The sequence below is a fragment of the Janthinobacterium sp. TND4EL3 genome (genome assembly GCF_900156175.1).
In the GTDB taxonomy this organism is placed as follows: domain Bacteria; phylum Pseudomonadota; class Gammaproteobacteria; order Burkholderiales; family Burkholderiaceae_D; genus Janthinobacterium.
Genome location: NZ_FTMV01000007.1, coordinates 212,475 through 229,828 on the forward strand (window position 1 = coordinate 212,475; position 17,354 = coordinate 229,828).

General features: G+C 62.3%; 16 protein-coding genes and 1 other RNA gene. 15 read left to right on the forward strand and 2 right to left on the reverse strand.

All coding sequences use genetic code 11. The annotated features are described in order from the left end of the window. Nucleotides 1-105 precede the first annotated feature (105 nt). Nucleotides 106-1,056, reverse strand: coding sequence for a MerR family transcriptional regulator (locus tag BXA07_RS13405; RefSeq protein ID WP_076568397.1), 951 nt, complete (start codon nt 1,054-1,056; stop codon nt 106-108). A 202-nt stretch (nt 1,057-1,258) separates the two neighbouring features. On the opposite strand from BXA07_RS13405, the gene BXA07_RS13410 reads away from it, so the two are divergent. The 10 genes from BXA07_RS13410 to BXA07_RS13455 all read left to right on the forward strand — a co-directional run bounded on the left by BXA07_RS13410 (nt 1,259) and on the right by BXA07_RS13455 (nt 10,891). Then, complete coding sequence (locus BXA07_RS13410) at nt 1,259-2,569, forward strand: NAD(P)/FAD-dependent oxidoreductase (protein ID WP_076568470.1); 1,311 nt, start codon at nt 1,259-1,261, stop codon at nt 2,567-2,569. Next, on the forward strand, nt 2,559-3,347 hold the full coding sequence (locus BXA07_RS13415) for a DUF1365 domain-containing protein (RefSeq protein WP_076568471.1): 789 nt from the start codon (nt 2,559-2,561) through the stop codon (nt 3,345-3,347). Before BXA07_RS13410 ends, BXA07_RS13415 begins: the two co-directional genes overlap by 11 nt. A gap of 83 nt (nt 3,348-3,430) precedes the next feature. After that, nucleotides 3,431-4,576, forward strand: a complete 1,146-nt coding sequence (locus BXA07_RS13420; protein WP_244556272.1) for an SAM-dependent methyltransferase — start codon at nt 3,431-3,433, stop codon at nt 4,574-4,576. 2 nt (nt 4,577-4,578) lie between these two features. Continuing rightward, nucleotides 4,579-5,127 (forward strand): chalcone isomerase family protein, encoded by a 549-nt coding sequence (locus tag BXA07_RS13425; protein ID WP_076568398.1) that lies wholly within the window; start codon nt 4,579-4,581, stop codon nt 5,125-5,127. Continuing rightward, nucleotides 5,124-6,401 (forward strand): MFS transporter, encoded by a 1,278-nt coding sequence (locus BXA07_RS13430; protein WP_076568399.1) that lies wholly within the window; start codon nt 5,124-5,126, stop codon nt 6,399-6,401. Before BXA07_RS13425 ends, BXA07_RS13430 begins: the two co-directional genes overlap by 4 nt. Beyond that, nucleotides 6,389-6,949, forward strand: coding sequence for a DUF3833 domain-containing protein (locus BXA07_RS13435; RefSeq protein WP_083708211.1), 561 nt, complete (start codon nt 6,389-6,391; stop codon nt 6,947-6,949). Before BXA07_RS13430 ends, BXA07_RS13435 begins: the two co-directional genes overlap by 13 nt. Beyond that, nucleotides 6,946-7,713 (forward strand): SDR family NAD(P)-dependent oxidoreductase, encoded by a 768-nt coding sequence (locus tag BXA07_RS13440; RefSeq protein ID WP_076568400.1) that lies wholly within the window; start codon nt 6,946-6,948, stop codon nt 7,711-7,713. Before BXA07_RS13435 ends, BXA07_RS13440 begins: the two co-directional genes overlap by 4 nt. Nucleotides 7,714-7,727: 14 nt before the next feature. Next, on the forward strand, nt 7,728-8,159 hold the full coding sequence (locus BXA07_RS13445) for a nuclear transport factor 2 family protein (protein WP_244556267.1): 432 nt from the start codon (nt 7,728-7,730) through the stop codon (nt 8,157-8,159). Nucleotides 8,160-9,132: 973 nt separating this feature from the next. After that, nucleotides 9,133-10,203: a porin gene (locus BXA07_RS13450; RefSeq protein ID WP_076568402.1), complete on the forward strand. Its 1,071-nt coding sequence runs from the start codon at nt 9,133-9,135 to the stop codon at nt 10,201-10,203. Between the two features lie 151 nt (nt 10,204-10,354). Further along, the gene (locus tag BXA07_RS13455) at nt 10,355-10,891 is read left to right on the forward strand and encodes a hypothetical protein (protein WP_076568403.1); all 537 of its coding nucleotides are present in this window, start codon (nt 10,355-10,357) and stop codon (nt 10,889-10,891) included. 72 nt (nt 10,892-10,963) lie between these two features. On the opposite strand, the gene BXA07_RS13460 is transcribed toward BXA07_RS13455, so the two are convergent. After that, the gene (locus BXA07_RS13460; protein ID WP_076568404.1) at nt 10,964-12,667 is read right to left on the reverse strand and encodes a thiamine pyrophosphate-binding protein; all 1,704 of its coding nucleotides are present in this window, start codon (nt 12,665-12,667) and stop codon (nt 10,964-10,966) included. A gap of 238 nt (nt 12,668-12,905) precedes the next feature. Between BXA07_RS13460 and rnpB the strand changes: the two genes are divergently transcribed. The 5 genes from rnpB (at nt 12,906) to BXA07_RS13485 (ending at nt 17,354) form a co-directional block, all read left to right on the forward strand. After that, nucleotides 12,906-13,245, forward strand: an RNA gene (gene rnpB / locus BXA07_RS13465) — RNase P RNA component class A. A gap of 658 nt (nt 13,246-13,903) precedes the next feature. Continuing rightward, nucleotides 13,904-14,332, forward strand: a complete 429-nt coding sequence (mraZ, locus tag BXA07_RS13470) for a division/cell wall cluster transcriptional repressor MraZ (protein WP_076568405.1) — start codon at nt 13,904-13,906, stop codon at nt 14,330-14,332. Between the two features lie 9 nt (nt 14,333-14,341). Beyond that, the gene (gene rsmH, locus BXA07_RS13475) at nt 14,342-15,310 is read left to right on the forward strand and encodes a 16S rRNA (cytosine(1402)-N(4))-methyltransferase RsmH (RefSeq protein ID WP_076568406.1); all 969 of its coding nucleotides are present in this window, start codon (nt 14,342-14,344) and stop codon (nt 15,308-15,310) included. Further along, on the forward strand, nt 15,307-15,576 hold the full coding sequence (gene ftsL, locus BXA07_RS13480; protein WP_010394930.1) for a cell division protein FtsL: 270 nt from the start codon (nt 15,307-15,309) through the stop codon (nt 15,574-15,576). Before rsmH ends, ftsL begins: the two co-directional genes overlap by 4 nt. Next, a complete protein-coding gene (locus BXA07_RS13485) occupies nt 15,576-17,354 on the forward strand; it encodes a peptidoglycan D,D-transpeptidase FtsI family protein (protein ID WP_076568407.1) in 1,779 nt (592 codons plus the stop codon). Before ftsL ends, BXA07_RS13485 begins: the two co-directional genes overlap by 1 nt.

Below are 17,354 nucleotides of genomic sequence, written 5' to 3' on the forward strand. Positions count from 1 at the left end.
TTGATACCGGCTATTCTACCAGAGCGCGCCCGGTGCTTCATGCATTCCTGTTCGATTGGCAACATTGCGCGGCTATCCGCGAAGATCGCCGCAGTTATATTGCGATCAGTGCGTTTGCAGGGCGTCGGGCGCATGGCGCTGGCGCCAGCTGGCGATGCTTTCCTCGACCTGGCGCAAGTCCAGCACATGCAGGAACGGCGGCGGACGCTTGTAGAGCACGGGGCTGCGCCCGCCCGCCCACAGTTCGGTACTGGCCGGCAGGCTGGCGTGCAGTTGCTGCAGGCTGTCGCGTGTCTGCCTTTCCTTGCTGGCGCTGGAAAACGACAGCGCGACGATGTCGGCCCGCTGCGCGCCGGCCGCCGCGACGATGTCGCTCAACGGTGTTTCCACGCCCAGCGACATGCAATGTGCGCCGGCCGCCACGCACAGGGCCTCGGCCATCAGCAGGCCCAGGCCATGGCGTTCCTGCGGCAAGGTGCTCAGGACGATGCGCGGCGTGCGCGTGCTGGGAGCGCTTTGTTGCGGTAGCGAAAAAATCGCATGGCGCATCACCGTCTGCAAGGTTTCGCTATACAGGTGCTCCTCGTACACGGCCAGTTCGCCGCAGGCCCACGCTTCGCCCACCATGCCGGTCAGCGGGGCGATCACGTCGGTGGTGAAGGCTTTCAGGCCCAGCACGGCCAGCGCCTGGCGCAGGGCATCGCCCAGTTCCGCCATCCGGTGGCCGCGGCACAGGGCCAGGTAGTGTCCGAGTTGCGGTGCCGCCTGCTGGGGCGGCGTCGAGCCGGCGCTGGCCAGCTGCTGCAGTTGCTGGGTGCTGTGCTGCATGATTTTACCCGGACGAAATCCGAGGTCCAGCAAACGCTTCACCATGCGCAGCTTTTGCACCTGCTCGGCCGGGTAGCTGCGTTCGCCGAAGGCGTCGCGCTGCGGCTGGGGAAAGGCGTAGCGGCGCTCCCAGACACGCAAGGTTTCCTTGGCCAGCCCCGTGTCGCGCTCGACATCGCTGATGCTGAAGGCGGAAGGGGGGTGCAGTGCTTGCAGGTCAGTATCCATACCAGGGTTTTTGCTCGCTTGCGGATGAACGTGGCATGCATTTTACGCCTTTGGCTGTTCCGTACCAAATAGCTGAATCCGATTGCAAATAGCGGACGTATAAGTTTCTGAGCGGCACACGCGCTCATTGACATAGCTCAATATTTAATCGAATATCCTGCTAGGTCGTTTTGTCCAGGACAAACTTGATATGGGTCACATCATGAAAATTGCTGTCGTCGGAGCGGGAATTGCAGGCCTGTCGTGTGCGTATCGGCTGGCGCAGGCGGGCCAGGACGTCACCCTCTACGAGGCGGGCGATTATTTTGGCGGCCACAGCCACACGGTCGACGTCACGCTCGACGGCGCCACGCATGGCGTGGACACGGGTTTTCTCGTGTTTAACCACGCCACCTATCCGAACCTCGTCCAGCTCTTCGATGAACTGGGCGTCGCCGCGGCCGACAGCGACATGTCGTTTTCCGTGAAGATGCCGCTGGGTACGGCCGCGAATGACCGCGTGCTGGAGTGGGCTGGCGCCAATTTCGATACCGTGTTTACCCAGCGCAGCAACTTGCTGCGCCCCGCCTTCCTGCGCATGCTGCGCGATATCGTGCGCTTCAACCGGCAAGGCAGCGCGCTGGCCATGTCCAGTTTGCCGGCGCCGGCCATGTCGCTGGGCGAGTTCCTCGACCTGCACGGCTACGGCGCCGAGTTCCGCCACTGGTATCTGTTGCCGATGGCGGCCTGCATCTGGTCATGCCCGGCACGCCAGATGCTGGCCTTTCCGCTGGCCACCTTCATCCGTTTCTGCCACAACCATGGTTTGCTGCAAGTGAACGACCGGCCGCAATGGCGCACGGTGCGGGGCGGCTCGCGCGTGTACGTGGAAAAACTGCTGGCCGGCATCCCGCAGCAGCGCCTCGCGTGTCCCGTGCTGTCCGTGCGCCGCCAGGGGCACGGGGGGGCGCGCATGGTCGAGCTGCATACGGCGGCCGGCGTCGAGCATGCGGATCACGTGGTGCTCGCTTGTCACAGCGACCAGTCGCTGGCCCTGCTGGCCGATATCCGCGACGACGAGCGCTCCGTGCTCGAAGCCGTGCGCTACCAGCCGAACCGCGCCGTGCTGCACACGGATGCCTCCTGCCTGCCGCAGCGCCGCAAGGCCTGGTCGGCCTGGAATTACCAGGGCCGGGCGACGGAGGAGGGCGAGGCGCCGCAAGTGTGCGTGCACTACCTGTTGAACCAGTTGCAGCCGCTGCCGTTCACGACGCCCGTCATCGTCTCGCTCAATCCCCTTGACGAGCCGGACCCGGCCAAGGTGATCGACGAGTTTTCCTATGCGCATCCCGTGTTCGATGGCGCGGCCATCGCCGCCCAGGCGCGCCTGGCCGGTTTCCAGGGCGCGCAGCACACGTGGTTCGCGGGCGCCTGGACCGGTTATGGTTTCCATGAGGATGGCTTGAAGTCTGGCCTGGCGGTGGCGCAAGTGCTCAATGGCATGGCGGCGGCGGAGCTTGGCCATGCCGCATGATCCGCCGCCGGCGCTGCCGCAGCTGTGCCTGGGCCAGGTGCGCCATGCGCGCCTGCGGCCGCGCGCGCATGCCTTCAGCTACGGCATCTATTATGTGCGCCTGCCCCTGCGCAGCATGGGCGCGCGGGATTTTTCCGCCCGTCTGATTTCGCGCAACGGCGCCAACCTGCTGTCCTTCCGCGACAGCGACCATGGCGATGGAGAAACGCCGTTGTTGCAATGGATAGACGCCCTGCTGCGCCAGCAGGGCGTGGCGGATGCGCAGGGCGAAATCTGGCTGCAAACCATGCCGCGCGTGTTCGGCTATGTCTTCAATCCCGTCAGTTTCTGGTTTTGTCACCGGCTTGACGGCGCGCTGCGCGCCGTGGTCTGTGACGTGCGCAATACCTTCGGCGAGCGCCACCTGTATCTGCTGGAGCAGGGCGGCGCCATCGCCCATGGCAGCGAATTGCAAGCCAGCAAGATTTTCCACGTCTCGCCGTTCTGCCAGGTGGCGGGACGCTACCGCTTCCGTTTCCTGCGCAACAGCGAGCAGGACGGCGAACGCCACCTGGCGCGCGTCGATTATGACGACCTCGACGGCCCGCTGCTGCAGACGAGCCTGTCCGGCACGGCGCGGCCCCTGCGCGACGGCGCCATCGCGTACGCCTTGCTGCGCTATCCGCTGATGACCTGGGGCGTGATGGCGCGCATCCATTGGCAGGCGCTGCGCCTGTGGCTGCGCCGCGTGCCGTTTTTCAGCAAACCCCACCCCCCACAAGAAAAGGTGTCCCGATGAGCTCCGAATCCCTGCCGACCAGCCTGCAGGCACGCAGCGCGTGCCATGACCACGCGCACCTGGACGTGCCCGCCTCCGGCCGCATGATATTGCGGCTGCTGGCGCAGCTGAAGTTTGGCGCCTTGCGCCTGCGCACGCCCGATGGCAGCGTCCTGCTGTACGGCGACGGCGGCAATCCCGTCACGCTGGACCTGCACAACTGGCGCTTGTGCGGGGCCGTCCTGCGCTCGGGAGACATCGGTTTTGCGGAAACGTTCATCGCGGGCGACTGGCGCACGGACAATTTGCCGGGCTTGATCGAATTGATGATACGCAACCGCGACCAGATCGAGTCCTTGATCTACGGTAACTGGTGGGGCAACCTGGTCTACAAGCTGCGGCATTTGCTCAACCGCAATTCGCGCGCCGGCAGCAAGAAGAATATCCACGCCCATTACGACATCGGCAACGCCTTCTATCAGCTGTGGCTGGACCCCTCGATGACGTACTCGAGCGCCCTGTTCAGCGAGGGCGCCAGCCTGGAGCAGGCGCAAGGTGCCAAATACCGGCGCATCGCCAGCGAGCTGCAGCTGCAGACCGGCCAGCGCGTGCTGGAAATCGGCTGCGGCTGGGGCGGCTTTGCGGAAACGGCGGCGCGCGACTACGGCGCCCATGTGACGGGGCTGACCTTGTCGACGGAGCAACTGGCGTACGCGCGCCAGCGCCTGCAGGACGCGGGGCTGGCCAGCCTGGCCGATTTGCAGCTGTGCGATTACCGCGACAGCCATGGCCAGTACGACGCCATCGCCTCGATCGAAATGTTCGAAGCCGTGGGGCAAAGCTACTGGCCCGGCTATTTTTCCTGCGTGGCACGCAACCTGAAGCGGGGCGGACGGGCCTGCATCCAGACCATCGTCATTGCCGATGCGCTGTTCGAGCGCTACAGCAAGAGCACGGATTTCATCCAGCAGTACATCTTTCCGGGCGGCATGTTGCCATCGCCGGCAGAATTCCGCCGCGCCGCCGAGGCGCAGGGCTTGCGCGTGGTGGAGGCGTTCAGCTTCGGTCTCGACTATGCGGAAACCCTGCGCCAGTGGCGCGCCAGCTTCCTGGCCCGGCGCGCGGCACTGGAAAAGCAGGGTTTCGATGGCCGTTTCCTGCTGACCTGGGAGTTTTACCTCGCGTATTGCGAGGCCGCCTTCCAGGCCCACAACACAGATGTGATGCAATTTACCCTCGTCAAGGACTGACCATGGGCCGCTTGCTTGCCATAGTCGTGTTGTCGTTGGCCATGTCCGGCGCCATGGCCGCGCCGCCCGCCTTTGTCGCCGCGGACGTGCCTGAAGCCCGGCTCGCGGGCGAGGGCGAATACACGTGGTTCGGCATGCGCATTTACCAGGCGCAGCTGTGGGTGGGGCCGCAGGGCTACCAGGGCGCGGCGTCCGCCACCGCCCCGTTCGTGCTGGAATTGCGCTACGCGCGCGCGCTCGACGGCGGCAAGATCGCCGAGGCCAGCCATGAACAGATGCAGAAGGTCGGCGTGGGCACGGTGGCGCAGCGCCAGTCGTGGCTGCAGACCATGCGGCGCATCTTTCCGGATGTGAAGGAAGGCCAGCGCATCGCGGGCGCCTACCGGGCCGGCACCGCGCCCGGCGTGCGCTTTTATCTCGATGGCAAGGTGCTGGCCGACGTGAGCGATGGCGACTTTGCGCGCGCCTTCTTCGCCATCTGGCTGTCGCCCGAGTCGACGGCGCCGACGCTGCGCGGTGCGCTGCTGCAGAACGCCGCCCCGCTGCCATGAACGCCGCTGCCGGCGCTTTGACCTTGCCCGCCCTGTTCAGCTATGGCCTGTTCGGCTTGCCGCTGGCCATGCTGGCGCTGCCCATCTATATCTATGTGGCGCCGTTTTATGCGCAGCGCAGCAGTCTTGATCTGGCGCAAATCGGCGCCGTGCTGCTGGCGGCCCGCATCGCCGCCGCCTTCATCGACCCGGCCCTGGGCGCCTGGATGGCGCACGGCGCGCGCAGCTATGCCATGCTGGTCAGCGCGTCGCTGCCCTTGCTGCTGCTGGGCTTTGGCGCCCTGTTCCATCCGCCGTCCATGCCGCCCGCGGCCACCTTGGCCTGGTTCCTGGCGGCCTTGCTGCTCGTATATGCGGCGTTCGGCCTGGCCAGCATCGCCCACCAGAGCTGGGGCGCAGCCCTGAGCCAGGCGCGGGAGCTGCGCGCGCGCGTGACGGCCGTGCGCGAAGCTTGCGGGCTGATCGGCGTGATCGTGGCGGCGGGCCTGACTTCCGTGTTCGGTTATGACGGTCTGTCGCTGGCCTTTGCCGTCTGCCTGCTGGCGGCAGGCGCCTTGCTGCTGGCGCGCGCGCCGCGTCCGCCCTTGCGCGGCGGTCCGGTGCAGTCCGCGGGCGGCTGGCGCCTGCCTTGGCGCCAGCGGGCGTTTCGCTGGCTGTTCGCCATTTTGCTCGTCAACGGCGTGGCGGCCGCCATTCCCGCCACCCTGTTCCTGTTCTTTGCCGGCGATTACCTGCGCCTCGGGCATTACGCGGGCGCTTTCCTGATCGTCTATTTTTGCGCGGCGGCCGCTTCCATGCCCGCATGGGTGGTCCTGGCCCGCCGTTTTGGCGAAGCGCGGGCCTGGGCCGGCGCCATGCTGCTGGCGGCCACCGTCTTCGTCTGGGCGTATGGCCTCGATGCGGGCGCCGCCTGGGGCTTTGCCAGTATCTGCCTGCTGTCGGGCCTGGCCCTGGGCGCCGACCTGGCCTTGCCGCCGGCCCTGCTGGCGGGACTGATCGGCGCCGCCGGCCAGGCGGGCAGGCATGAGGCCGCGTATTTCGGCTGGTGGAACTGGGGTGTGCAGATGAGCCTGGCGTTGGCGGCCGGCATCGCCTTGCCCCTGCTGGCCTGGCTCGGCTATGTGCCGGGCGGCAGCGGCGGCTTGCCGGCCTTGTCCGCCGCCTACGCCTTGCTGCCCTGCGCCCTGAAGCTGCTGGCGGCGCTGCTGCTGTGGCGCGCACCCTTGCAACATATATATAGCGATCACCGGGAGAAGATGCCATGCACCTCATGAACAACTGGAAACACCGCCTGCCGCTGGCGGCCCTGCTGCTGGCGCTGGCCGCCTGCTCCACGCCGCCCCTGCCTGCCACGTATGCGCAGGAATTGCCGAAACTGGATTTGCAGCAGTATTTCAACGGCACGCTCGACGCGCACGGCATCTTCCAGGACCGCTCCGGCAAGGTGGTGAAACGCTTCACGGTCGTGCTGCACGCCAGCTGGCACGGTGACACCGGCACGCTTGACGAGGATTTCACGTATTCGGACGGCAGCCGCCAGCGGCGCGTGTGGACCCTGCGCAAGACGGCACCCGGGCGCTTCATCGGCACGGCACCCGACGTGATCGGGCAAGCCGTCGGCGAAGTGGCCGGCAATGCCTTGCGCTGGCAATACGTGCTGGCCCTGCCTGTCGACGGCACCGTCTACCACGTGGATTTCGAGGACTGGATGTTCTTAATGGATGACAAGGTCATGCTCAACCGCGCCGCCATGAGCAAGTTCGGCTTTGGCCTGGGCGCCGTGACCTTGTCCTTCAGCAAACGCCCGCAGGCGGCGCCATGAACCGCAAGATTGCCAGCTGGGCCGGCAAGCGCGTGTGGATCATCGGTGCTTCCAGCGGCATCGGCGCCGCCTGCGCCACCCAGTTGCTGGCGCAGGGCGCCAGCGTGGCCCTGTCGGCCCGCCACCGTGCCAGCCTGGAGCAGCTGTGCGAGGGGCAGCCGCTGGCGCTGGCCTTGCCGCTTGACATTACCCAGCAAGCGCAAGTGCGGGCCGTGTGCACCGAACTCATGCAGCAGTGGCCGCACATCGACCTGATTCTCGTGGTCGCTGGCGGCTATCAGTCCATGCGCGCCGATAGTTTCGACCTGGAAGCGGCGCAAGGCTTGCTGGCCCTGAACGTGGGCGGCGTCTTCAATTGCCTGGAGCAGGCCTTGCCGTGGCTGCTGCGCCAGGGCCGGGGCGGCATCGGCATCGTCGCTTCGGTGGCCGGCTACGGCGGCTTGCCGAAGGCGCTCGCGTATGGCGCCAGCAAGGCGGCGCTGATCAACCTGACGGAATCGCTGTATCTGGATCTGCATGGGCGCGGGATTGATGTGTATCAAATCAACCCTGGTTTTGTCGCCACGCCTTTGACGGCTGGCAATGATTTCAAGATGCCGGCCCTGATGACGGCGCAGGACGCGGCCGCAGCCATGCTGGACGGCATCGAGCGCGGGCAGTTTCACATCCATTTCCCCAAACGATTTACGAATACCCTGCGGCTGGCGCGGCTCTTGCCGTACCGCGCCTATTTCTGGCTGATCCGCAAGGTCACTGGCTTATGAGTAAGGACAAGAGCATGCAGCAAGCAGACCAGCTGGCGCGCCTGGTGGCGTTTTACGAACACCTGAGTGTCGAAAACCTGGCCCAGCTCGGCGCCGTGTATGCGCCGCATGCCCGTTTCAAGGACCCCTTCAACGAGGTCGAAGGCCATGCCGCCATCCTGGCCATCTTCGAACACATGTTCGTACAGGTGGATGCGCCCCGTTTCATCGTCCTCGACAGCATGGGGCAGGGTGAGCAGGCGTTCCTTACCTGGGAGTTTCGTTTTCGCATGAAACGATGGCTGACGGGAGAGCAATGCATCCGTGGCGCCACGCACGTGCGCTTCGATGCACAGGGACGGGTGCTATCGCACCGCGATTACTGGGATGTAGCCGAGGAATTGTATGAAAAGTTGCCCTTGCTGGGCAGTTTCATGCGCATGCTCAAGCGTGCGGGCCGTCGCTAGCGCAGTTTTCTGCGCTTTTAAGCAAAAATTACTCAAAAGAAAAAGAAAATACTGCGCAAGGGCGCGTGGAAAAACTTGATTTCGATCAAAGTGTCGTTTATTTGACACAAATATACCGAAATACTTAGAAGGCAACATTGTAAGAAATTGTTTCAATTGATGAGGAATTTGCAAGCAAGAGTCGTCCTCATGCATCGCAGCCGGGTACGTGGTGAGCGTACTCAACGGTATGAAAAACATTTCTATGTGAGCAATTTAAGTTACCGGAAAGTCAGTAATTGTATTGCTACTCTGGCCATTTTCCGGACGCGCGCAGCGACGTCGGAATTGGCGCCTACGCCCCTGAATAATGCGGCAATGCACCAAAACCGGGCGCATTTTTCCCCCGTTTTGCACCTCCGGCAGCAAACATTGGCGATGCCGTGTATGCTTCGTCCCGTTTATCCATTATCACCTTACAAATTACACGCATTGTCGTGTAAGTCGTGCAGGCTAAATGACGGGTAAAGCATGTTGACGTTTTGATCATGCGCCTGATACTGTTGCACTAATACAACGGGTGTCGACTAGGCATGCGCTATGATGGAATGGTCAATCAGGCCAATGCATTGGTTGGCAAGGGGCACTGGCTCTGTCGCGTAGTACGGTTGGCGATGGCCGGGATGCCTGAAAAAGCCCCTGGCCTGGTACCGGAAGTAACATGTTGGAACTTGATGGAATGTGAAACGGTCGTTATAGTGCCGCTTCCGGTGCCCTTTGAGCACCGAACCGGCGCACGAAAATACGGTCGTTATGCAACCTTCAAGCTTATCGGCGCAATAGCGTGCCGATACCGATATGACTGTTCCTCTGACCGGAACAGCAATGTGGCAGGTGGAGACCTTGCCCTCACTCATAAAAAGCGCTCTGCTAGAGCGCAGCTCGAGATGCATAGGCTGTATTACTTTTTGCTTCAAAATTAAAGGAAATCGCAATGAAAAAAACTCTGATCACCCTGGCAGTTCTGGCAGCAGCCACTGGCGTAGCCCAAGCTCAATCGAGCGTTGTTATCTACGGTACCGTTGACGCTGGTTTCGTCAGCGAGCGCGGCGGTGTTAACGGCAACGTTAACAAACTGGACAGCGGCGTTGCTTCGGCTTCCCGTCTGGGCTTCAAAGGCACCGAAGATCTGGGCAGCGGCCTGTCGGCTCTGTTCCTGTTGGAAGCTGGTTTCGGCGTTGACACCGGCGCGCAAGGTAAAAACGAAGCCCTGTTCGGCCGTCAATCGTACGTTGGTCTGAGCAGCAAAACGACCGGTACCCTGACCCTGGGTCGTCAATACACGCCTTGGTACAACACCCTGTCGAAAGTTGCTGATCCATTCGCAGTGGGCTACGCTGGTTCCGCCAAGAACCTGTTCCCAGCGAACACCCGCACCAGCAACACCGTGCTGTACACCTCGCCAAACTTCAACGGCTTTGACGCTGATGTTGCTTACACCTTCGGCGAAAAAGCTGATTCGAACAAATACGGCCGTCAAATCGGCGCGTCGGTTGGCTACGCGAACGGTCCTCTGAACGCACGTCTGGCTTACAACAACACCAGCAACGACGACGTCGGCGTTGAAGCCGGTAGCGCACGTAACTGGTTGGCTGCAGCTAACTACGACTTCGCAGTTGCTAAAGCTTACGTTGCATACGGCGCGAACAAAGGCGCAAACAGCGCAAAGCACAACAACGAAGACCGTTTTGCTTACAGCCTGACCCAAGCATCGGCTGCTCCTAGCACCGACAGCAACAACATCCTGGTCGGCGCAACCGTACCTGTTGGCCCAGCTGGCACCGTGATGGCTTCGTTCATCCGCACGAACGACAAAACCGCTGCTAACGCTGATGCTGATCAATGGGCAGTGGGCTACTCGTACGCTCTGTCGAAGCGCACCAGCACCTACGCTTCGTACGCTAAGATCAAGAACAAAAACGGCGCAGGCTACACCGTTGGTAACAACAGCAACGTTGGTACGGGCGACAAAGCCTTCAACGTTGGCGTTCGTCACTCGTTCTAATATTCGCGCAAGCGAAGCTTAGTACCGCTGCAGGCATCCCTTCGGGGATGCTGCAAGCAAGGAAACGCGCTGTCTGGCTTCGGCCTGGCGGCGCGTTTTTGCATGGGCGGCGCCAGTTATAATGGCGCCGTTACTAAAGTAAAGGAATGCCATGTATTCATACACCTCGCCGCGCCTGGCCGCCATGCTGGCCGCGCTGCTGCTCGCCGGCGCCACGGGCGCCGCTGTCGCTGCCAAGGGCAAGAAGCCTGCCGGACTGGAGCGCTACGGCGTGGCCGTCTACTCGGACCTGTGCCTGCAGAAGGACAGCGGCGAGATCGGCGGCCAGCGCGTGACCCTGCACCGCTTCGCCGAGGCCGATTCCGTCATCTATGAATTCACGGCAGGCGCCCTGAGCTGGCCCATCGTGGCCAACGACGTCAACCTGGACGCCGCCACCGGCGCCTTCGATTTCACCATCGCCGGCGCCGACAATGAGGAGCGCACCATCGTCGGCAAGTTTTCCAAGGATGGGCAGACCCTGACCCTGGAAGGCGATTATTGCGGCGGCAACGTGCGCATGCCCATGAAACTGAGCCGCGTGCGCGATTTCGGCCGCCCGCTGAAAAACTGCACGCCATGCCCGCCGATGCCGGAAGTGCCAGCGCAGGCGCCGGGGCAAGACAGCGCCGAGGCGCCCGCCGCCTGAGTTGTTGTGATTTACGCATGAAAAAGGCCCGGTATCGACCGGGCCTTTGCCATTTTTAGCCTTGCAAGTGGCTTATTTTGCCGCTTGCGCCTTTTCCGCATTCGCGCGAATGGTGGCGAGCGTCGCGTTCGGCGTGATCAGGTTGCCGTCATAGCGCAGTTCGATCAAGGCCGGCAGCTTGTGCGCCCTGGCGTGCGCCAGCGCCCGCTGCAGGGCAGGGGCGAACTCTTCCGTCGTACTCACCACTTCGCCGTGCGCGCCATACGCCTGCGCCAGCGCCGCAAAATCCGGGTTGTGCAGGGTCGTGCCCGAGACGCGGCCCGGATAGTCGCGTTCCTGGTGCATGCGGATGGTGCCGAACATCTGGTTGTTGAAGACGATGATGACGACGCCCGCCTGGTATTGCACGGCGGTGGCCAGTTCCTGGCCATTCATCATGTATTCGCCATCGCCGGCAAAGGTGATGACGGTGCGTTCCGGATGCACGATCTTCGCCGCCACGCCCGACGGCACGCCATAGCCCATGGCGCCGTTGGTCGGCGCCAGCTGGGTGCGCATGCCGCCGTAGCGGTAGAAACGGTGCGCCCACGAGGCGTAATTGCCGGCGCCGTTCGTCAGGATGGTATCCAGGGGAGCCTGCGCCATGATGTCCTGCGTCACTTGCCACAGATCCAGCGGGGCCTGGCCATCCTGGAAGATGGGCGGCTGCTCCTGGTAGGCGGCCAGCTCGGCCTTCGCTTCGGCCGGCGTATGTTTCCATGCGGAAGCATCGACGGGAGCCATGGCGGCCAGCATGGCGCAGACCTGCGGCATGCCGCTGTTGATCATCAGCTCGGCCTGGTAGACGCTGCCCAGCTCCTCGGCATCCGTATGGATGTGCACCAGGCGCTGGCGCGGCACGGGCGAGTCGAACAGGGTGTAGCCGCCCGTCGTCATTTCGCCCAGGCGCGGGCCGATGGCGATGACCAGGTCGGCATTTTTCACGCGCGCGGCCAGTTTCGGGTTGATGCCGATGCCGACGTCGCCGATGTAGTTCGGGTGTGCATTGTCGAGCAAGTCCTGGAAGCGGAAGGCGCAGGCGACGGGCAGGTGATTCGCTTCGGCAAACTGTTGCAGGTCGGCGCAGGCTTGCGGTGTCCAGGTAGTGCCGCCGAGCAACACCAGCGGCTGTTTTGCCGTCGCCAGCATGCTGCGCAGCTGCTGCAACTGGGCGTCCGATGGCGCCGCCTGCACGGCCTGGTAGGCGCGCGTGTCGGCGACAGTCGCCATGGAAATGAGCATGTCTTCCGGCAGGGCCAGCACGACGGGGCCGGGACGCCCGCTGGTGGCGACTTGGAAGGCGCGCGCCAGGTATTCGGGGATGCGCTCGGCGCGGTCGATCTGCGCCACCCACTTGGCCATCTGGCCGTACATGCGGCGGTAGTCGATTTCCTGGAATGCTTCGCGGTCGACGAAATCGTTGCCCACCTGGCCGATGAAGAGGATCATCGGGGTGGAGTCCTGGTATGCCGTGTGCACGCCGATCGAGGCGTTGGTGGCGCCCGGACCGCGCGTGACGAAACAGATGCCCGGCTTGCCCGTCAGCTTGCCGTAGGCTTCGGCCATGAAGGCGGCGCCGCCTTCCTGGCGGTTGATGATGAAGCGGATGCCCGAGTCGTGCAGGGCGTCGAGCACGTCGAGGTAGCTTTCGCCAGGCACGCCAAAAGCGGTGTCGACACCGTGGATCTGCAGGGCATCGACCAGGATCTGGCCGCCGGTACGGGGTTGTTGCGTCATGTTCGGCTCTTTATATTCTAGTGGGTGGCAAAGAAAAATCGGGCAAGCGAAGCGCATGCACTGGCGATGCAGGCAGCTTGCGCCATTCTATGTGAGCCGATTTGGCCCGGCTTTTGAAATGGCGACACCGAATTACACAATCCCCCGGGCCATGGCCGGACGTGGGGCCCGGCGAGCGGTGCCGTTCCCGCACAGGCCTTTTTGCAGAAACATGCTGCGGCGCGGTACAATGGCGGGTGAAGCAGGCCAGACAGTCGCTGGCCGGCGCAGCAATGCGCTGGCGGGAGGAAGGTCCGGACTCCATAGAGCGGGGTGACGGTTAACGGCCGTCCGTCGAAAGCCGCAAGGTATAAGGCGAGGAATAGGGCCACAGAGACGAGCGTATTAAGTTACGGTGAAACGCGGTAACCTCCACCTGGTGCAATTTCAAATAGGCACGCGATGATGCTGCTCGCGGAGCGTGCGGGTAGAAAGCTTGAGCGCCCGAGTAATCTGGCGCCTAGAGGAATGACTGTCATAGTGCCGACCTGCAAGGGAAGGCGCCGTAACAAAATCCGGCCTACCGGCCTGCTTCACTTGAATTCCTGCTTCCTGGCTTGCCGGGGAGTATCTCGGCCGCGGCGCCTTGCCTGCTGCGCGCCCCAAAAAGCCCCCGTAAAGGGGCTTTTTTTGTTTCCAAAAATATAGCAATGAAGATAAAGTTGTATATACAACTAAAGTGGGCATTTGTTTAAAGTTTCTTGTTTCTAATTAATTGCTGCATTGCAAAAATAGTTTTCTCGCGGCAGTCCAGCCCCTGAAAACAGCGCCGATGCGCGCCATGGGTGGATTTTTTTTGCTTTAAACCAAGTCTTTCAATGGGGCTGATTGCTGTTGTGCCTGGATGACGAAAGTATTGTCATGTGTCAACTAACTGTAAAAAATTCAATTTTTCGATTTCGTTTTTTTCGATGTTTACGGTAGGAAAACACATGTGTGCAGATGAGGTAGCACATTCACTATCTTTCATAAGTATCTAATTTATCGATATATTTTTATTTGAGACTCCTTCAACGATATGCGCTAAGTCCTTAATTTCATTAATAAAATTCCTGTTTTACCAATCGGAAACCGCTTGACCACTATCTTTGCTTCCTCTAAAGTGGGCAACTGTGTGAAAAAGTGTGTTTTTGTGGGAAATTTTCCCTTTTCATCGTGATGCGCAAGCATCGCAACCCCAGCTCAAAAAGGTCTTCCGTGTTTCAAGGCGCGTCCGCAATCAATCTCGATGCCAAAGGCAGGATGTCTATCCCTGCCAAGCACCGTGACGCGCTGGCGATCCAATGCGAAGGCCGCTTGACCCTGACCAAACACCCTGATGGCTGCCTGCTGTTTTTCCCCCGCCCCGTGTGGGAAAGCCACCGCCAGCAAATCGCCGCCTGGCCCATGTCGGCGCGCGCCTGGCAGCGCATCTTCCTCGGCAACGCCTGCGACGTCGAGCTGGACTCGGCCGGCCGCGTGCTGATCTCTCCTGAGTTGCGCAACGCCGTCGGGCTGTCGCGCGAAGTCATGATGATCGGCATGGGCAGCCATTTTGAAATATGGGATGCCGCCAAGCTGGCCGACAAAGAACAGCAGGCGATCGATGCCGGCACCCCCGATGTACTTTCCAATTTTTCTTTCTAAGGCTCCGTAATGACACAACTCACGGTGCCGGAATTTCAGCATCGCACGGTGCTGCTCGATGAAGCGGTCGATGCGCTCGACCTGTCGGGCGACCGCGCGCACGGCATTTACGTCGATGGCACGTTTGGCCGCGGCGGACATAGCCGCTTGATCCTGTCGCGCCTGGCGCTTGACGCGCGCCTGATCGGCTTCGACAAGGATTTGCAGGCCATCGCCACGGCCGAACAGATTGCCGACCCCCGTTTTCAGATTGTCCATGACAGCTTTGCCACCATGACGGCCAGCCTGGCCGAACGTGGCGTGCAGCAGGTGGACGGCATCCTGCTCGACCTGGGCATCTCGTCGCCGCAGGTCGACGACGCGGCGCGCGGTTTCAGCTTCCGCAACGACGGACCGCTGGACATGCGCATGGATACCACGCGCGGCATTTCCGCGGCCGAGTGGCTGGCAGTGGAAACCGAGCAGAATTTAGAGAAAGTGATACGCGATTATGGGGAAGAACGGTTTGCTTTTCAGATTGCAAAGGCGATTGTTGCTGGCCGGGCAGTCCAGCCAATTTCAAGCACACGACAGCTTGCCGGCATCGTGGCAGGCGCCGTCAAGACCCGCGAGAAGGGTAAGGACCCCGCTACCCGCACCTTTCAGGCCATACGCATTTTCATTAACAAAGAGCTCGAGGATCTCGAGACCGGTCTGAACCAGGCATATGCCTGCCTGGCGCCCGGCGCGCGCATGGCCGTGATCAGTTTTCATTCGCTGGAAGACCGCATGGTCAAGCGCTTCTTCGCCTCGAAGGCGAACGTGGCGCAGCCGGACCGCCGCCTGCCGATCCGCGCGGTGGACTTGCCGCAGCCGGAAATGAAGCTGATTTCGAAGATGAAGCCGTCCGACGCCGAAATCGAGGGCAATCCCCGTGCGCGTTCGGCCGTGATGCGCGTGGCCCAGCGTTTGCCCATTCCAGCTGGCGGTCCCCGATGACTGGCAAGCTGTGTGTCGTGCTGTCGGCCCTGCTGGTGTGCTGCGGCCTGTCGCTGGTGAACGCGCAGTACCAGTCGCGCCACCTACTGATCGACCTGGAGCGCGCGCAAGCGCTGTCGCGCCAGCTCGACATCGACTGGGCGCAACTGCAGCTGGACCAGTCCACCCTGGGCAAGCATGAACGCATCGAAGCGATTGCACGACGCGACCTGAGCATGACGCCATTGACGGCGGCACGCACGCAATACCTGACGGAGGGCGAATAATGAAGTTGGGCGGTAACAGCAACGGCCGGGTGGCGGCGTCGAAAGGCGTGCCATTCTCGAAGAATCCCGTACTGGCAGTGCGTCTGCCCGTCTGGCGTTCGCGCGTCGTGCTGTTCCTGCTGTTCTTCGCGTTCGCCGGCCTGGGCGCGCGCGCCCTGTGGCTGCAGGGCGTGTCGACGCAGTTTTTGCAAAAGCAGGGCAAGGCGCGCTATGAGCGTACCCTGGAACTGCCTGCCACGCGCGGCAAGATCACCGACCGCAACGGCCAGGTGCTCGCGTCGTCCGTCCCCGTCAAAGCCATCTGGGCCATTCCCGATGACGTGCTGCAGGCGTCGCCAGAAAAAATCAATGCGCTGGCCGGCCTGCTGGAAATGAACGTCAACGAATTGCGCAAGAAGCTCGATTCGGACCGCAGCTTCGTTTACCTGAAACGCCAGGTCGAGATGGACGTGGCCGACAAGATTTCCAAGCTGGGCATCGACGGCATCGACGAGCGCAAGGAATACAAGCGCTTTTATCCACAGGGCGAAGTGATGACCCACGTGGTGGGCTTTACCAATGTGGAAGACGTGGGCCAGGAAAGCATGGAGCTGGCGCAGCAGAAAACCCTGGTCGGCACCACCGGCAGCCGCCGCGTGATCAAGGACCGCCTGGGCCACATCGTCGAAGACATCGGCTTCATCCACGAACCGCATGACGGCAAGGACCTGACCCTGTCCGTCGACAGCAAGATCCAATACATCGCCTTCACGCAGCTGAAGGAAGCGGTGGAAAAATTCAACGCCAAGGCCGGCGGCGCCGTGGTGCTCGACGTGCACACAGGCGAAGTGCTGGCCCTGGCCAACTACCCCAGCTACGACCCGAATGACCGCCGCAAGCTCACGGGCCAGCAGCTGCGCAACCGCGTCATGACCGACACGTTTGAACCCGGTTCGACCCTGAAACCGATCACGGTCTCGCTGGCGCTCGATACGGGCCGCGTCAAGCCGACCACCCTGATCGACACGGGACCGGGCCGCTATACCATCGCGGACCGCACGATTACCGACACCAAGCCGCACGGCGTGATCAATGTCTCCGAAATCATCGAGATGTCGTCGAATATCGGCACCTCGAAGATTGCGCTAGGGATGCCGTCGCAGGAAATGTGGGAAATGTTTACCAAGGTGGGCTTTGGCCAGCAGCCGAAATGGGGCTTCCCCGGCGCCGTGGCGGGCCGCGTGCGTCCGTATAAATCGTGGCGCCCGGTGGAACAGGCGACCATGAGCTACGGTAACGGCATTTCGGTGTCGCTGATCCAGCTGGCGCGCTCGTACATGATGTTCGCGCGCGATGGCGACACGATTCCCTTGTCGTTCCAGAAGGTCAATGAACTGCCCGTGGGCCAGCAGGTGATCAAGCCGAAGACGGCCGCCGAGATGCGCGCCATGCTGGAACTGGTGGTCTCCGGCCCGAAAGGCTCGGCCAAGCGCGCCCAGGTCGCCGGCTACCGCGTGGGCGGCAAGACGGGCACCGCCTATAAAGTCGAAAACGGCCGCTACGCGATGCCGCGCAAATACATCGGCTCTTTCGTGGGCATGGTGCCGATGTCGGCGCCGCGCTTCATCATTGCCGTGATGATCGATGAACCGACCGGCCCGGCCCACTACGGCGGCCAGGTCGCCGCTCCCGCTTTCGCGGCGATTGCGACCAACGCGCTGCGCGCGATGAACGTACCGCCCGATTCCTCCGTTACCGAAATCGTGGTCCCGGCCAATGCCGGCCCGGAGGCCATGTGA

Bases quoted from the DNA above. Each gene is read 5' to 3' on its own strand.
- BXA07_RS13405 (WP_076568397.1), bottom strand. From the start codon at position 1,056: ATGGATACTGACCTGCAAGCACTGCACCCCCCTTCCGCCTTCAGCATC.
- BXA07_RS13410 (WP_076568470.1), top strand. From the start codon at position 1,259: ATGAAAATTGCTGTCGTCGGAGCGGGAATTGCAGGCCTGTCGTGTGCG.
- BXA07_RS13415 (WP_076568471.1), top strand. From the start codon at position 2,559: ATGCCGCATGATCCGCCGCCGGCGCTGCCGCAGCTGTGCCTGGGCCAG.
- BXA07_RS13420 (WP_244556272.1), top strand. From the start codon at position 3,431: ATGATATTGCGGCTGCTGGCGCAGCTGAAGTTTGGCGCCTTGCGCCTG.
- BXA07_RS13425 (WP_076568398.1), top strand. From the start codon at position 4,579: ATGGGCCGCTTGCTTGCCATAGTCGTGTTGTCGTTGGCCATGTCCGGC.
- BXA07_RS13430 (WP_076568399.1), top strand. From the start codon at position 5,124: ATGAACGCCGCTGCCGGCGCTTTGACCTTGCCCGCCCTGTTCAGCTAT.
- BXA07_RS13435 (WP_083708211.1), top strand. From the start codon at position 6,389: ATGCACCTCATGAACAACTGGAAACACCGCCTGCCGCTGGCGGCCCTG.
- BXA07_RS13440 (WP_076568400.1), top strand. From the start codon at position 6,946: ATGAACCGCAAGATTGCCAGCTGGGCCGGCAAGCGCGTGTGGATCATC.
- BXA07_RS13445 (WP_244556267.1), top strand. From the start codon at position 7,728: ATGCAGCAAGCAGACCAGCTGGCGCGCCTGGTGGCGTTTTACGAACAC.
- BXA07_RS13450 (WP_076568402.1), top strand. From the start codon at position 9,133: ATGAAAAAAACTCTGATCACCCTGGCAGTTCTGGCAGCAGCCACTGGC.
- BXA07_RS13455 (WP_076568403.1), top strand. From the start codon at position 10,355: ATGTATTCATACACCTCGCCGCGCCTGGCCGCCATGCTGGCCGCGCTG.
- BXA07_RS13460 (WP_076568404.1), bottom strand. From the start codon at position 12,667: ATGACGCAACAACCCCGTACCGGCGGCCAGATCCTGGTCGATGCCCTG.
- rsmH (WP_076568406.1), top strand. From the start codon at position 14,342: ATGACACAACTCACGGTGCCGGAATTTCAGCATCGCACGGTGCTGCTC.
- ftsL (WP_010394930.1), top strand. From the start codon at position 15,307: ATGACTGGCAAGCTGTGTGTCGTGCTGTCGGCCCTGCTGGTGTGCTGC.
- BXA07_RS13485 (WP_076568407.1), top strand. From the start codon at position 15,576: ATGAAGTTGGGCGGTAACAGCAACGGCCGGGTGGCGGCGTCGAAAGGC.